Genomic DNA, 15,539 nt, shown 5'->3' with positions numbered 1-15,539 from the left:
TACAGCCTTTGCAATCAAATTTGTGACCGCCTGCAACCTAAAGCAACCGAGAGCGTTTTAGGTCGCTAGGGGGAGATTTCGCCGCGTTCATAGGTAGTTCCGTCGGGAACGCGGAAATCGGCGGATGCAATCTTCCCAGTTCGTGGGAGGCTCTATGACTGCCGACGCTGCACCTTCCGCCGCCGATAGCACGACGACGGTTTCCGCTCCTGCGCGCCGAACCGCCACTCCTCCCATAGATTTACGCGAACTGGTCGGCGTCCTGGAAGCCTTGCGGGCCGGCGACTTCTCTGCACGCTTGTCGGGTGAGCGCGAGGGTCCGGTCGGGCAGATCGCTGATCTGGTGAATGACATCGCTACCGCCAACCAAAACATGGCCCACCAGCTCGAGCGGATTGGCAAGGCCGTCGGCGAACAGGGGCGCACGCGTCAGCGGGTAAAATTTGCGGCCTCGACAGGTGCGTGGGGCGAGATGGAAGGCTCGATCAATGCGCTGATCGACGATCTCGTCTGGCCGACCACCGAAGTAACACGCGTGATCGGCGCCGTGGCGCAAGGCGATCTCTTGCAAACGGTGCGACTCGATGTCGACGGGCGACCGCTGAAGGGTGAATTCCTCCGGGCCGCCACCATCGTCAACACCATGATCAAACAACTCGGCGTCTTCACATCCGAGGTGACACGTGTGGCGCGCGAGGTTGGCACCGAGGGCAAGCTGGGCGGCCAGGCAAAGGTGAGCGAGGTGACGGGCGTTTGGCGCGAGTTGACGGAGAGCGTCAACTCAATGGCCAACAATCTGACAGCCCAGGTCCGCAACATCTCCGACGTGACGATCGCCGTGGCCAATGGCGACTTGTCGCGCAAGATCACCGTCGACGTGCGTGGCGAGATCCTGCAGCTCAAGGAAGCCATCAACACAATGGTCGATCAGCTTCGCTCGTTTGCGTCTGAGGTGACGCGTGTGGCGCGCGAGGTCGGCACCGAAGGCAAACTCGGCGGCCAGGCAATCGTGCCCGGTGTTGCTGGAACCTGGAAGGATCTCACCGACTCAGTGAATGCCATGTGCGACAACCTGACGGACCAGGTGCGCAACATCGCCGACGTTACGACAGCCGTCGCTCGTGGTGACCTTTCCAAGAAGATCACCGTCGACGTACGCGGCGAGATCCTGCAGCTCAAGGAGACCATCAACACGATGGTCGATCAGCTCAACTCTTTTGCCGGCGAAGTGACCCGCGTCGCCCGCGAGGTCGGCACCGAAGGCAAGCTCGGCGGTCAGGCCCAAGTGCCTGGCGTTGCCGGCACCTGGAAGGACCTCACCGACAACGTCAACTCGATGGCCACCAACCTGACGGCACAGGTGCGCAACATTGCCGAAGTGACGACCGCTGTGGCCGGCGGTGACCTCTCCAAGAAAATCACTGTCGACGTGCGTGGTGAGATCCTGCAGCTCAAGGAGACCATCAATACGATGGTCGATCAGCTCAACTCCTTCGCTGGTGAGGTCACCCGTGTCGCTCGCGAGGTCGGCACCGAGGGCAAACTCGGCGGTCAAGCCCAGGTCCCCGGTGTCGCCGGCACCTGGAAGGACCTCACCGACAACGTGAACCTGCTGGCGGCGAATCTCACTACCCAGGTCCGAAACATTGCCGACGTCACGATCGCCGTAGCTGGCGGCGACCTCTCCAAGAAAATCACCGTCGACGCCTCCGGCGAGATTCTGCGCCTGAAGGAGACCATCAACACGATGGTCGACCAGCTCAACTCGTTTGCGGGTGAAGTGACGCGCGTGGCCCGCGAGGTCGGCACAGAGGGCAAGCTCGGCGGTCAGGCCCAGGTCCCCGGTGTTGCCGGGACCTGGAAGGATCTAACCGACAACGTCAACTTCATGGCCATCAACCTGACCAGCCAGGTGCGCAACATTGCCGAAGTGACGACCGCTGTGGCCGGCGGTGACCTCTCCAAGAAGATCACTGTCGACGTACGTGGCGAGATCCTGCAGCTCAAGGAGACCATCAACACGATGGTCGATCAGTTGAACGGCTTTGCCGGTGAGGTGACGCGCGTCGCCCGCGAGGTCGGCACCGAAGGCAAGTTGGGTGGTCAAGCCCAGGTTCCTGGCGTTGCCGGCACCTGGAAGGACCTCACCGATAACGTGAACCTGCTGGCCGCGAACCTCACCACGCAGGTCAGAAACATCGCCGACGTCACGATCGCCGTGGCTGGCGGTGACCTCTCTAAGAAGATCACCGTCGACGCCTCCGGCGAGATTCTGCGCCTGAAGGAGACCATCAACACGATGGTCGATCAGCTACGCTCCTTTGCCGGCGAGGTGACCCGCGTCGCCCGCGAGGTCGGCACCGAAGGCAAGTTGGGCGGTCAAGCCCAGGTCCCCGGTGTCGCCGGCACCTGGAAGGACCTCACCGATAACGTGAACCTGCTGGCGGCGAACCTCACCACGCAGGTCCGAAACATTGCCGAAGTGACCACCGCCGTGGCCACCGGTGATCTATCAAAGAAGATCACCGTCGACGTACGCGGTGAAATCCTGCAGCTCAAAGAGACCATCAATACGATGGTCGATCAGTTGAACGGCTTTGCCGGCGAGGTGACCCGCGTGGCCCGCGAGGTCGGCACCGAAGGCAAGTTGGGCGGTCAGGCCCAGGTGCCCGGCGTCGCCGGCACCTGGAAGGACCTCACCGGTAACGTGAACCTGCTGGCAGCGAACCTCACCACCCAGGTGCGCGCCATCGCGGAAGTGGCGACTGCTGTCACGAAGGGCGATCTGACGCGGTCGATCCAGGTCGACGCCCTGGGCGAGGTGGCGGAGCTCAAGGACAAGCTCAACACCATGATCGACAATCTGCGTCTCACGACGGTGCGCAACACCGAACAGGATTGGCTGAAGTCCAATCTCGCCAAATTCACGAACATGCTCCAGGGTCAGCGCGATCTCGGTGCCGTGGGTCGGATGATCCTGAGCGAGGTGACGCGGCTTGTCGGCGCCCACCAAGCGGTGATTTACCAAAGACAGGATGATGGCACACCGCGACTGCGCCTGCTTTCGATCTACGCCGACAGCATTGGTGATGGGCATCCCGAGATCGTGGGTATCGGGGAAGGCCTGGTTGGCCAATGCGCTGCCGACGGTAAGCCAATCCACATTTCTGCCCTCCCCGATGGAGCGCGTCCTATCACGTCCGGCCTGTTCCGGGCTGTGCCGCAAAGCATCATCGTGCTGCCGGTCCAATTCGAAGGCCAGGTCAAAGCCGTCATCGAGCTGGCCTCCTTGACCCATTTCACCGAGCTGCAGATCGCCTTCCTCGAACAGCTCACCGCGTCGATCGGTATCGTCCTGAACTCGATCGAAGCCACGATGCAAACCGAAGGTCTGCTCAAGCAATCGCAGAAGCTCGCGTCCGAGCTGCAGACCCAGCAGGGTGAGTTGCAACAGACCAATGAACAGCTGGAGCAGAAAGCCGCGCAGCTCGCGGAGCGCAACGACGAAGTCGAGCGCGCCAACCAGGAGATCGAGCAGGCGCGCCGCGCTGTCGAGGAGAAGGCATCGGAGCTGGCCCTGACCTCGCGCTACAAGTCGGAATTCCTGGCCAACATGAGCCACGAACTACGCACGCCACTGAACTCGATCCTGATTCTGGGCCAGCAGCTCGCGGAGAATCCCGATGGCAACCTCAAGGCCAAGCAGGTCGAGTTCGCCCGTACTATTCATGGCGCCGGAACCGATCTGCTGAATCTGATCAGCGATATCCTCGATCTCTCGAAGATCGAGTCGGGTACCGTCACCGTCGACGCCGAGGAGATTTACTTCGCGAATCTGCTGGAGACCGTGGCACGACCGTTCCGCCATCAGGCGGACTCACAGGGCCTTTCATTCGATGTTCAGGCCGATGCCGGCCTCGATCGCAGCTTCGTCACCGACCCCAAGCGCTTGCAGCAGATCCTGAAGAACCTGTTGTCCAACGCGATGAAGTTCACCGCCGAAGGTAGCGTGCGCCTGCGGGTCATGCGCGTAACGGGCGGGTGGCGGCCCGACAATACCGCGCTCAATCAAGCAAGTTCGGTCGTCGCTTTCGAGGTCACCGACACCGGCGTCGGCATTCCTGCCGAAAAGCAGAAGATCGTGTTCGAAGCTTTCCAGCAGGCTGATGCCAGCACCAGTCGCAAATACGGTGGTACCGGCCTTGGTCTTGCGATCAGTCGCGAACTCGCAAATCTATTGGGCGGCGAGCTGTCGTTGCGCAGCATGCCGGGTGTCGGCAGCACCTTCACTCTCTATCTGCCGATGATGTACATGGGCCCACGCACGGCCTTGCGCCAGCCGACGCCGGGGATTGCGCCACCACCCGCCGTCGTTCTGCCCGAGCGCATGGCCGATCCGTTTCTCGACGATCGCCACAATCTGCAGCCCGGCGATCGCACATTACTGATTGTCGAGGATGATCCCAGCTACGCCGGAATCCTGGTCGATGCGGCCCACGCTGCCGGCCTGAAAACCGTGGTCACGGCACATGGTGCCGAGGCGCTCGAACTTGCTTTGCAGTATGACGTCGTTGCCATGTCGCTCGATGTCTTCCTGCCCGACATGCTGGGCTGGAGCGTGCTCAGCCAGTTCAAGCGCACCCTGGAGACACGCCACATCCCGGTACAAATCCTGACCATAGACGAGGACCGCCAACAGGGTCTGTCGCGCGGCGCCTTCTCCTACCTCAGCAAACCTACCACGACCGAAGGATTGAAGGCCGCACTCTCGCGCATCAACGACTACGTCCAGCCTCGTCGCAAGCGACTATTGATCGTCGAGGACAACGAGGCCGAACGGCTGAGCGTTGGCGAACTCCTGCATCACCCCGATGTCGAGATCAGCACCGTGAGCTCAGGTCGGAAAGCCCTTGAGAAACTTCGGACCCATAAACACGATTGCATGGTGCTCGATCTGCGTCTTCCTGACATGTCGGGCTTTGACGTCCTCGAAGCGATGCAAGCCGATCCTGCCCTGGCTGCCCTGCCGGTCGTGGTTTTCACCGGCCGCGATCTCTCGGCCGGCGAGGAAACGCGTCTCCATACGATGGCACGCAGCATCGTGGTCAAAGGCGCGACGTCGCCCGAGCGGCTTTTCGACGAGACCTCGCTCTTCCTGCATCACGCGGCGAGTACGCTTTCACCCGCCAAACAGCGCATGCTGGAGCGTCTGCATGGCTCCGACGAGGTGCTCGCCGGCCGCACCGTGCTTGTCGTCGACGACGATGCGCGAAACATATTTGCTCTGTCGAGCGCACTCGAACGTCGAGGCATGCATGTGCTGATTGCCACGACGGGGCGCGAGGCGATCTCGATCCTCGAGACTTCGCCCGACGTCTCGATTGTGCTGATGGATATCATGATGCCTGAAATGGACGGCTATGAAACCATGGCGCTGATCCGCAACAATCCCGCGTTGCGGCGAATGCCCATCCTGGCGCTTACGGCCAAGGCGATGAAGGGTGATCGGGAGAAGTGTCTTGAATCCGGGGCATCCGACTACCTCGCCAAGCCGGTCGACACCGAGCAGCTCTTCTCGGCGCTGCGCCTCTGGCTGCATCGCTGACCCATGTCCGAGGATTCAGCCCCAATGGACAAGGTTGGCATCCTGCTGATCGACGATCAGCCGGCAAAACTGCTGAGCTACGAGGTCATCCTCGCCGAGCTCGGCGAAACCCTCATCAAAGCGAACTCGCCGCACGAAGCCCTCGGCTTGCTGCTCAAGACCGAGAATGTCGCGGTCGTGTTGATCGACGTCGTCATGCCGCAGATCGACGGCTTCCAGCTCGCAGCCATGATCCGCGAGCATCCGCGTTTCCAGAAGCTCGCCATTATCTTCGTCTCTGCTGTGCAAATCGCCGAAACCGACCATCTGCGTGGCTACGAGATCGGCGCCGTCGATTACGTGACGGTGCCCGTGGTGCCCGAGGTGTTGCGCGCAAAAGTCCGCGTCTTCATTGAGCTCTACCGCAAGACCCGTCAGCTCGAGGCGCTGAACGCCGAACTCGAAGCACGAGTCGCCGCGCGTACTGCCGAGCTCGAAACTCAGACTGAGCGGCTCCGCCGCAGTGAGGAGCGCCGCTCCATCGCTCTCGGTGCCGGGAACATGGGTGCCTGGGAAGTCGACGTCGCGAGTGGCCGCATCGAATGGGACGACGGTCCCTATCGCATCTTCGATGTCGATCCCTCGAATTTTACACCCACGATCGAGCGTATCGAGGCGATGATCCACCCCGAGGATCGGGAGCGAAATTCGATCGCCGCTATTTCCGCCGGTGCGGGGTCACGCTTCCAAGTGGAGTTTCGCATTATCCGGCCAAACGGCGAGGTTCGATGGTGTTTCGGCGCCGGCGTTATCTCGCGCGACACGAAGGGCGATCCGATCCATTTGACGGGTGTCACTGTCGACATCACCGACCGCAAGCGCGCGGAGGAACGGCAGTTCGTACTGGCGCGCGAAGTCGACCATCGCGCCAAGAACATGCTGGCGGTCGTACTCTCCGTGCTGCGGCTTACCAAAGCCAAGAGCACGCCGGAGTTCGTCACCACAGTCGAAGGCCGCATCCACGCGCTCGCCGCCACGCACAACTTGCTTTCAGCTACACACTGGCAGGGTGCCAGCCTTGGCAAAATCGTCGACGAAGAGATGGCCCCCTATCGCACCGATCACCGTGACCGGATAACAGTCGGCGGCCCTCCAGCCACGCTTCTACCGGCAACGGCTCAGGCGATGGCGCTGGCTGTCCATGAACTCGCCACCAACGCCGCCAAGTATGGTGCGTTTTCGACCGACACCGGCCATCTCAGTCTCCTTTGGCAGGTCGACGATCAGGCGCTTGTGGTTGAGTGGACTGAGACTGGTGGCCCCCCGACATCGGAGCCCAAGTCACTGGGTTTCGGACTTTCCATCGTGCGCTCCTCTATCGAGGCGCAGTTTCGTGGTGGCGTCCTCTATGAATGGCTCCCGCAGGGCCTGCATTGTCGTCTGTCGATCCCACGGGCACAGCTCGTGGCGTCAGGCCCCGCTCCCATCACGGAGCAGCCGCCAGTCAAGCCCCTCCCCACCAGGAGCAACCGCAGCCTCACCGGACATCGGCTGTTGATGGTGGAGGACGAGGTCTTGGTCGGTATCATGGCCAAACGTATCCTTGAGGATCTCGGCGCCACCGTCATTGGTCCCTACGGGAACTTGGCTGAAGGACTGGCGGCAGCAAGAAGCGAGCGCTTCGATGCCGCGATCCTCGATTTCAATCTTGCTGGCGAGTTGGCCGATCCGCTGGCCGATCTGCTGATCGCGTACGGTGTGCCCTTCGCGTTCATCACGGGCTATCAACGCGACAGTATCGACCGGCGCTACACCAGCATCCCGCTACTATCCAAGCCCCTTGAGGCAGATGCGCTGGAAGGCGTACTACTGTCATTGCTGAAGCTGCCAGCGCAGCGTCACCTTGCCAAAACCTGAGGCAGCTACCAGCCCTATCCTCTGTAGTGACAGGACACCCAATGCCCGGGCTTGCTTTCGCGCAGCTCGGGCACGCGCTGGGCGCAATCGGGCTTAGCAATCGGGCAGCGCGTGTGGAAGTGGCAGCCTGACGGCGGTCGGATCGGATTGGGCACGTCGCCCTGCAGCATGATGCGCTTGCGCTTTACCGTGGGATCAGGGATCGGCACGGCCGAGAGCAGCGCCTCGGTATAGGGGTGCAGCGGATTATCATAGAGATCGCGTGAGGGCGCGATCTCGACGACACGGCCGAGATACATCACCGCCACCCTGGTGGAGATGTGCTCGACCACGCTGAGATCGTGGGCGATGAACAGATAGGTGAGGCCGAACTGCTCCTGCAGGTCCTCGAGCAGGTTGATGACCTGCGCCTGGATCGACACGTCGAGCGCGGAGACCGGCTCGTCGCAGATCACCAGCTTGGGCTCGACGGCAAGCGCACGGGCGATGCCGATGCGCTGTCGCTGGCCGCCCGAGAACTCGTGCGGGAATCGCCGCATATGGTCAGGCTGCAAGCCCACCGTCTCGAGGAGCTGCACGACACGATCCTCGAGCGCCTGCCGCGACGCGGCGAGATTATGGATGGTGAGCGCCTCGCCAATGATCGCGCCGACCGTCAGACGCGGATTCAGGGACGCATAAGGATCCTGGAAGATGATCTGCATGTCGCGCCGCATGGCCCGCAGCGCATCGGTCTTCATCTGAGTGACGTCGGCGCCCTGGAACAGCACCTCGCCCGAGCTAGGTTCTATCAGGCGCAGAATGCAGCGACCGGTCGTCGACTTGCCACAACCGGACTCGCCCACCAGCCCCAGGGTCTCCCCGGCCCCGATATCGAAGCTGACACCGTCGACGGCATGAACCTTGTCGACGACGCGCGAAAATACGCCACCGGTAATCGCGAAATGCTTGCGCAAATCACGGACCGACAGCAGCGTCTCGCCACTGGGCTGCGCGCCGCTCACAGCACGCACCGCACGAAATGGCCAGGCCCCACTTCCTTGAGAGGGGGCATCGCCCGGGTACAGACCTCCATCGCGTACTTGCAGCGCGAAGCGAAGCGGCAGCCGGGCGGCGGATCGAGCAGGCTCGGCACCGTGCCCGCGATCGCTTCCAGCCGTTGCTTCTTCTCGGCGGCGCGGTCGACGCGCGGGATGGAGCGGATCAAGCCCTGCGTGTAGGGATGCCGTGGATTGCCGAACAGCGCCTCGACCGGCGCTTCCTCGACCACCTTACCGGCATACATCACTGTCACCCTCTGGCAGGTCTCGGCCACCACACCCATGGCGTGGGTGATCAGCATGATCGCCATGCCGAACTTGTCCTTCATCTCCTGCATCAGCTCCAGGATCTGCGCCTGGATGGTGACATCGAGCGCCGTCGTCGGCTCGTCGGCGATCAGGAGCTTGGGCTGGCAGGACAGCGCCATGGCGATCATCACCCTCTGGCGCATGCCGCCGGAGAACTGATGCGGATAATCGTGCACCCGACGCTGCGGGTGGGGGATGTTGACCAGCCGCAGCATCTCGGCGGCGCCAACCAGCGCCTGCTTGCGCGACAACTTCTGGTGCAGCTCGATCACCTCGGCGATCTGGTCGCCCACGGTGTAAACAGGGTTCAGCGAGGTCATCGGCTCCTGGAAGATGATCGCGATCTCCCGGGCGCGGATCTTGTTCATCTCGGCCTGCTCGAGCGGGATCAGATTCCGGCCCTGCCACAGGATCTCGCCATCCTCGAAGCGGCCCGGTGGCATGTCGATCAGCTTCAGCACCGATCGTGCCGTCACCGTCTTGCCGCAGCCCGACTCGCCCACGACGCCCAGGGTCTCGCCGCGATCGATATGGAGGTCGACGCCATCGACGGCACGCACCATGCCGTCGTCGGTCTTGAACCAGGTTTTGAGACCGCGGATGTCCAGCAGAGGTTCGGCCACGCTACACTCGCATTAGAGAACCCGGCGCGGATCGAGCGCGTCGCGCAAGCCGTCACCGATGAAATTGATAGCAAGCACGGCCAGGAAAATGGCGGCACCGGGGAACAGCGCCCAATGCGGCGCGATGTCGAGATAGTCCTTGGCGTCGCGCAGAACGCTGCCCCAGGTCGGCACGTCGGACGGAAAGCCCAGGCCGAGGAACGACAGCGTCGATTCGGCGATGATGGCGGCGGCGACGTCGATCGTGCCGGCCACGATCACCGGCCCCAGGGCGTTGGGCAGGATGTGCTGGACGACCTGGCGCGTCTTGGAGGCACCGAGCGCCCGGGCGGCTTCGACGAACTCCTTTTCGCGCAGGGAGAGGAACTGCGCGCGCACCAGACGCGCCACCGGCATCCAGCGCAAGCCCCCGATCACCACCACGATCAGCACGAAGGCGCCGCCCTCGACGCCGAAAATCCCCTTCATCGTGTCGCGGAAGAGGTAGATCACCAGCAGCAGCAGCGGCAGCTGCGGCAGCGATAGGAAAAGGTCGGTAAGCCACATCAACACGGCATCGACCCGACCGCTCGACATGCCGGCCAGCGCTCCGACCAGGATGCCGACAACTACGGCGACGACCATGGCCGCCAGCCCGACGGCCAGCGAGATGCGGCCGCCGTAGAGGAGGCGGGCCAGCAGATCCTGGCCAAGATCGTCGGTGCCCAGTGGATGGGACCAGGACGGCCCCTGCAGCTTGGCGGCAAAGTCGATGTCGTTGATCGGCACCGGCCAGATGACCGGACCGAGCGCCACGGCCGCGAACATGACGATCAGCACGATGCCGCTCACCACGGCGAGCTTGTGCCGGCGGAAACGCCGCCATGCCTCTCGGGCCGGCGTGACCGGCCGGCTCTTGCGAGGGGCTGCCGCGGCGACGCGCGGTGCTTCAGCGGAAAGCGATGCGGGGGTCGAGCCAGCCATAAAGGATATCGGCAATAAGGTTGAAGAGGACGACGAGACAGGCGAACACGAAAGTCACGCCCATGACGACGGGCGTGTCGTTGGCGAGCATGGCCGAGATCAGGAGCGAGCCAATGCCGGGAACGCGGAAGATCTGCTCGGTGACGATGGCGCCGCCGAACACGATCGGCATCTGCAGCGCCACCAGGGTCACCACCGGGATCAGCGCATTGCGCACCACGTGCTTGGTGATGACCTTGCGCTCACCAATGCCCTTGGACCGCGCGGTGGTAACGTAATCCAGCCGGATGACGTCGAGCACCGAGGAACGCACGTAGCGTACCAGCGAGGCGCCCTGGAACAGGCCCAGCACAGCTACCGGCATGATCGATTGCTTTATGTGCTCCCAATAGAATAGCCAGCCCTTGGCTTCTATGTCGCTGCGATAGACGAAGGGCAGCCAGTCGAGCTGGATCGAGAAAATCAGGATCAGCAGCAGGCCGGTAAAGAAAGTCGGTAGCGAGAAACCGATGAAGGCCAGTGTATTGGCGACCTGGTCGAACACCGAGTAGGGCCGGGTCGCGGCCAGCACGCCAACCGGCAGTGCCACCAGGATGGCGAGGATCTGCGAGGAGCCGATCACGATCAGCGTCACCGGCAGGCGCTGCAGGATCAGCTTGTCGACATCCATGCGGCTCGCGAAGGAGAAGCCCCAGTCGCCCTGTAGCATGGCGGCGAGCCAGTGCAGGTAGCGGGTCCAGATGGGATCATCGAGGCCGAATTTGGCACGCAGCGCCATACGGACCTCGGGTGGCACCGCAGGGTTGGTGGCGAGTTCCTCGAATGGATCACCTGGCGCCATGGCGAGCACGGCAAACAGCACGACGCTGATCCCGAGCAGGCTTGGGATGGCAATCAGCAGACGACGGATAATGTACTGACGAGACATTGGCGGGCCTTACGCCCCTCCCCCGCAGAGTGAGGGAGGGGTCTCAACTGGCAGTGTCTCAGGCTTCCTTGAACCAGTCCGACAGGTCGGACGTGTTGTTGTCCCAGCCGCTGATCTGGGCCTTGAGCTTGAGCGCCTGTGCCGTGACCCCTGGCCGCTGGACAACGCCCAGCACGATGTGATTCTGGATCGCCAGGTCGTTCATCTTGATGAACATTGCGGCCCGCTTGACAGGATCGAGCTCCGACTCCGACTCCCGATAAAGCTTGTCACACTCCGGACTCTGCCAGCGGGTGATGTTACGGCCCTGCCACTTGTTCTCCTTGGAAGCGGCCTCCCAGGAGACGAACTGAAGCATGTGCAGCGCGGGATCCGGCTGCGTCATGGTCGTCGTGTACATCTCGAGGTCGGTATAGAACTTCGTGTAGGTGTCCGGATTGGCGACGTCGGACGAGAAGAAGACCGAGGCCGTCACCGACTTCAGTTCGATGTCGATGCCGGCTTTCTGTGCGGCCTGCTTGATGATCGCCTGCGTCTTCTGGCGTGGCTGGTTGATCGACGTCTGATAGACGAACTTCAGCTTCTTGCCGTCCTTGGCACGAATGCCATCGGGCCCCTTCTTCCAGCCGGCCTTCTCGAGAATGTCGTTCGCCTTGTCGACATTGAACTCGATCGGATTGTTCTTCGAGCGGAAACGCTCCGGATTGTAGAGGAAGTCGCGAGTCGCCGGGCCGGTACGGCCGTAGATGTGCTGCTCGATCGACTTGTTGTCGACCAGAAGCGCGACCGCCTTGCGCACCTCGGGATCACTGAGCGTCGGGTGCTTGGTCTTGAGGCTTGCCCGCTCGCCGTCGACCTCGGTCCACGGATCGGTCTGGTTCATCAAGAAGAATTCGATGTTGCCGCCCGGCGTGACCTGGACGCGACCCTTGCCGCCCTTCTCCAGTCGCGAGAGAATCTCGTCTTCGACCTGCATGTTCCAGGCGAAGTCATACTCGCCGGTCTGCAGCACTGCGCGCGCCGCCGACACCGCATCGCCGCCACCCTTCATTTCGATCGCGTCGAAATGAGGCTTGTTGGCCTGGTGGTAGTTCGGATTGATCACGCCGGAAACCATGTCGCCCGGCTTGAAATCCTTGAACATGTAGGGACCGGTGCCGACCGGCTTCAGATTGGTGGGGGCGTCGCGCGACTTGGCGCCGATATAGTCGGCAAACAGATGCTTGGGGATCAGCATGCCGCGCGTCCCCACGAACGCATCGGCCCAGAACGGCGTCGGCTTCTTGAACTTCACGACGACCGTGTATTGATCGACTTTCTCGGCAACGACGTCCTGATAGGAGCCAATCGTGTAGGCGGCCGTGGCCGGATCCTTGGCGTACTCCCAATTGAAGATGACGTCGTCGGCAGTGAACGGCTTGCCGTCATGCCAGGTGACGCCCTGCTTCAGCTTCCAGGTGACCGACTTGCCATCAGCTGCGACGCCGCCATTCTCGCGGGTCGGGATCTCGGCTGCCAGCTTGGGCTTGAGATTGCCCTCGCCATCCCAAGCGGCCAGAGGCTCATAGAAGAGACGCGAGCCGTCTTGATCCTTAGTACCGACGGCGAAATGTGGGTTCAGCAGGGTCGGCCCCTGCCACCAGAGAACCTTCAGGATGCCGCCGCCGCCGCGCTTCGTCGGCTTGTAGGTCGACGGGCTCTGCGCCATGGCAACGCCCGAATGCACTAGAAGTAGGCTGGCGGCTGGCGCGGCAATGCCAACCGCCATCATGCGCTGCACGAATCCTCGTCGCGACAGCTTGCCGGCCTTCACCTTCCCAATGAGGCCACGCAATTCATGTTCGTTCATCGTTACGCTCCCAAGTCTTGGATGTCCGTCCCCGAGCCGCCCTCGCTATGCTGCAAGATGCGTGCAATTCTTTGATCGTTACAGGCTGTAACGCTGCAGTCAATGACAGCACGAACTCTTGGGGACGGTTCCATGGCATGGGTTTTTCTGGTTTTGGCGGGAATTTGCGAGATCGGCTGGCCTGTCGGCCTCAAGCTCGGATGGACCGATGAGGGCCCTCGTCCATGGTGGATCGTGTTCGCGGTCGTCGCCATGGCAGCCAGCGGTGCGCTGCTTTTGTGGGCACAGCGGGTCATTCCCATGGGCACCGCCTATGCAGTCTGGACCGGAATCGGCGCGGTCGGCGCCTTCACGGTCGGCATCCTGGCGTTCGGTGATTCCGCATCGGCCATGCGGATCATTTCGATCGGCCTGATCATCGCCGGCATCATCGGCCTCAAACTCGCATAAGGAAGCGTACCCATGCGTATGAAAGGGAAAGTCGCCCTGATCACCGGCGCGGCAAGCGGCATGGGTGCCGCAACCGCGCGGCTTTTGGCCCGCGAAGGCGCCAAGGCCGTGGTGCTCGCCGATGTCCTCGATAGAGAGGGTGAAGCCACTGCCGCCGCGATCACGAAGGCAGGTGGCACGGCGCATTATGTTCATCTCGACGTGACCGACGAAGGTCAGTGGCAGAAAGTGGTTGATGGAGTCGCCGCCGCCCACGGCGGCCTGGACGTGCTGGTGAATAATGCCGGCATCTCGGGGTCGGCCGAGCAGGACCTCTACGATACGGATGCCTGGAACCGGCTGATGGGCATAAACGCGACCGGCGTCTTCCTCGGAATGAAGCACGGTATCGCGGCCATGCGGAAGGGTGGCCGTCGTGGCTCGGTGATCAACCTTTCCTCGATCTCGGGCATCGTCGGTCAAGCCTACATCCATGTCGGCTACAATGCCTCCAAGGGCGCCGTGCGGCTCATCACCAAGGCCGCCGCCGCCCAGCATGGCAGGGAAGGTATTCGCGTGAATTCGGTGCATCCTGGCCTGATGCCACCTATGCGTACCTCAGGGCGCACCGCCGATCCCGAGCAACGCGCCAAGACCCTGAAGGGCGTACCGCTCGGCCGTGCCGGGGAGGTCGATGAGGTGGCCTACGCCATCCTCTTCTTGGCATCTGATGAATCTTCCTATGTGACCGGTGCAGAACTGGTGGTCGATGGCGGCTGGACGGCGGTTTGACATGAAAGACGAAAAGCAGGGCACCACGGTCACGCCCTGGAAGGTCCTGGAGTCCCAGTATGCGTACCGCGATCGTTGGATTGCGCTCAGGTCGGACACGGTGGAATTGCCCAATGGGCATGTCCTCACCCCCTATCACGTCATCGAGCAGCCCGACTGGGTGACGGCCCTGGCTCTGACGCACGACGGCAACATCATCTTGATCGAGGAATATCGTCACGGCTGCCAGCAGACCGTCGTCGAACTGCCGAGCGGCATCCACGACAAGCCGGGCGAACCGACGATCGAGGCAATGAAGCGTGAGCTCCTGGAGGAGACCGGCTTCGCCGCCGACGAATGGCATCCGCTGGGTACGTTCTTCGCCAACGCACCGCGGCTCAACAACCGCGTTCACTGCTTCCTGGCCCTGGACGCCCGTAAGGAGGCCGCGCCCAAGCTCGACGACGGCGAGGTGCTGGTGCCACACCAGATTCCGTTCGCCGAGTACATCGCCGATTTGCGCGAAGGCCGACGTATGCTGCACGGCTTCCAGGGCGGTGCGATGTGGCTGCTGCACCTCCATGCGGCGAAAACCGGTGACCCGCGGCTTGCCAGCCTGCGCTTCTAACTCTTGCAACCCTGCTGCGACACTATGAGGGCCTCAGTCGGCTTGTGAGGAGCCGATCGCCCTGCCTAGAATTCACCATGATTCGCAAACGCCCTGATTCGGGTTGGCGCGCGTCGGCTTTTGCCGTCGCGCTGTTTGCGATCACACTCAATTTCCTGCAACCACTGGCGCATGCCGCCATGTTGCGCGATGCCGGACCGATTGCGGCCGCCAAGATGTGGGGCGCCTTCTGCCTGCCCAGTGCAGGGGAAGACGACTCGCAATCGTCGGCTCCGGCGACTGCCACAAACCACGAATGCTGCCTCGGTCTCGCCCACGCCCCCGTGCTGGCCGAGCCATCCGCCGCCTTCGTTCGCATCGAACCTGTGGTCACGACGATCCGTTTCGTCGCCGCCGTCGATGCCTACTCGCCCGTTGGTATCCGCGACGGGCCAAGCCAGCCCCGCGCCCCACCCTCCCTCGTCTGACACCTGAAGCCGCGACGCGCTCATCCGCGTC

11 protein-coding genes are annotated in these 15,539 nt (G+C 62.5%); 6 read left to right on the top strand and 5 right to left on the bottom strand.

Features of this window, described 5'->3' with window-relative positions; all coding sequences use genetic code 11:
* Positions 1–154 precede the first annotated feature (154 nt).
* Both EPO50_RS26455 and EPO50_RS26450 read left to right on the top strand, forming a co-directional pair.
* Positions 155–5,605 carry a HAMP domain-containing protein gene (locus EPO50_RS26455; RefSeq protein ID WP_296349195.1) on the top strand — a complete coding sequence of 1,817 codons (5,451 nt, stop codon included), beginning with the start codon at positions 155–157 and terminating at the stop codon, positions 5,603–5,605.
* A gap of 24 nt (positions 5,606–5,629) precedes the next feature.
* Positions 5,630–7,501, top strand: a complete 1,872-nt coding sequence (locus EPO50_RS26450; RefSeq protein WP_296349193.1) for an HWE histidine kinase domain-containing protein — start codon at positions 5,630–5,632, stop codon at positions 7,499–7,501.
* Between the two features lie 14 nt (positions 7,502–7,515).
* On the opposite strand, the gene EPO50_RS26445 is transcribed toward EPO50_RS26450, so the two are convergent.
* From EPO50_RS26445 to EPO50_RS26425, 5 genes are all read right to left on the bottom strand, one after another.
* Positions 7,516–8,505 (bottom strand): ABC transporter ATP-binding protein, encoded by a 990-nt coding sequence (locus EPO50_RS26445; RefSeq protein ID WP_296349190.1) that lies wholly within the window; start codon positions 8,503–8,505, stop codon positions 7,516–7,518.
* Positions 8,502–9,413: an ABC transporter ATP-binding protein gene (locus EPO50_RS26440; protein ID WP_296349662.1), complete on the bottom strand. Its 912-nt coding sequence runs from the start codon at positions 9,411–9,413 to the stop codon at positions 8,502–8,504. The genes EPO50_RS26445 and EPO50_RS26440 overlap by 4 nt, the downstream gene beginning before the upstream one ends.
* Positions 9,414–9,485: 72 nt before the next feature.
* Entirely contained in the window at positions 9,486–10,436 is a 951-nt protein-coding gene (locus EPO50_RS26435) for an ABC transporter permease (RefSeq protein WP_296349188.1), read from the bottom strand.
* On the bottom strand, positions 10,402–11,364 hold the full coding sequence (locus EPO50_RS26430; protein ID WP_296349187.1) for an ABC transporter permease: 963 nt from the start codon (positions 11,362–11,364) through the stop codon (positions 10,402–10,404). The genes EPO50_RS26435 and EPO50_RS26430 overlap by 35 nt, the downstream gene beginning before the upstream one ends.
* Before the next feature lie 58 nt (positions 11,365–11,422).
* Positions 11,423–13,213, bottom strand: a complete 1,791-nt coding sequence (locus EPO50_RS26425) for a peptide ABC transporter substrate-binding protein (RefSeq protein WP_296349185.1) — start codon at positions 13,211–13,213, stop codon at positions 11,423–11,425.
* 132 nt (positions 13,214–13,345) lie between these two features.
* Here EPO50_RS26425 and EPO50_RS26420 point away from each other — a divergent pair, with 132 nt between their 5' ends.
* The 4 genes from EPO50_RS26420 (at position 13,346) to EPO50_RS26405 (ending at position 15,508) form a co-directional block, all read left to right on the top strand.
* Positions 13,346–13,663, top strand: a complete 318-nt coding sequence (locus tag EPO50_RS26420) for a multidrug efflux SMR transporter (protein WP_296349183.1) — start codon at positions 13,346–13,348, stop codon at positions 13,661–13,663.
* A 12-nt stretch (positions 13,664–13,675) separates the two neighbouring features.
* Positions 13,676–14,434, top strand: a complete 759-nt coding sequence (locus EPO50_RS26415; protein WP_296349181.1) for an SDR family NAD(P)-dependent oxidoreductase — start codon at positions 13,676–13,678, stop codon at positions 14,432–14,434.
* A 1-nt stretch (position 14,435) separates the two neighbouring features.
* Positions 14,436–15,041, top strand: coding sequence for an NUDIX hydrolase (locus EPO50_RS26410; protein WP_296349179.1), 606 nt, complete (start codon positions 14,436–14,438; stop codon positions 15,039–15,041).
* 77 nt (positions 15,042–15,118) lie between these two features.
* On the top strand, positions 15,119–15,508 hold the full coding sequence (locus EPO50_RS26405) for a DUF2946 family protein (RefSeq protein ID WP_296349176.1): 390 nt from the start codon (positions 15,119–15,121) through the stop codon (positions 15,506–15,508).
* Positions 15,509–15,539 lie beyond the last annotated feature (31 nt).

This window comes from Reyranella sp. (assembly GCF_004297405.1).
Taxonomy (GTDB): Bacteria; Pseudomonadota; Alphaproteobacteria; order Reyranellales; family Reyranellaceae; genus Reyranella.
Note: the sequence above shows the minus strand (reverse complement) of the source record. Positions and strands in the feature narration are given on the sequence as shown.

Coding starts and splice junctions, on each gene's coding strand:
- EPO50_RS26420 (WP_296349183.1), top strand. CDS start 13,346: ATGGCATGGGTTTTTCTGGTTTTGGCGGGAATTTGCGAGATCGGCTGG.
- EPO50_RS26425 (WP_296349185.1), bottom strand. CDS start 13,213: ATGAACGAACATGAATTGCGTGGCCTCATTGGGAAGGTGAAGGCCGGC.
- EPO50_RS26455 (WP_296349195.1), top strand. CDS start 155: ATGACTGCCGACGCTGCACCTTCCGCCGCCGATAGCACGACGACGGTT.
- EPO50_RS26405 (WP_296349176.1), top strand. CDS start 15,119: ATGATTCGCAAACGCCCTGATTCGGGTTGGCGCGCGTCGGCTTTTGCC.
- EPO50_RS26415 (WP_296349181.1), top strand. CDS start 13,676: ATGCGTATGAAAGGGAAAGTCGCCCTGATCACCGGCGCGGCAAGCGGC.
- EPO50_RS26450 (WP_296349193.1), top strand. CDS start 5,630: ATGGACAAGGTTGGCATCCTGCTGATCGACGATCAGCCGGCAAAACTG.
- EPO50_RS26430 (WP_296349187.1), bottom strand. CDS start 11,364: ATGTCTCGTCAGTACATTATCCGTCGTCTGCTGATTGCCATCCCAAGC.
- EPO50_RS26440 (WP_296349662.1), bottom strand. CDS start 9,413: ATGGTGCGTGCCGTCGATGGCGTCGACCTCCATATCGATCGCGGCGAG.
- EPO50_RS26410 (WP_296349179.1), top strand. CDS start 14,436: ATGAAAGACGAAAAGCAGGGCACCACGGTCACGCCCTGGAAGGTCCTG.
- EPO50_RS26435 (WP_296349188.1), bottom strand. CDS start 10,436: ATGGCTGGCTCGACCCCCGCATCGCTTTCCGCTGAAGCACCGCGCGTC.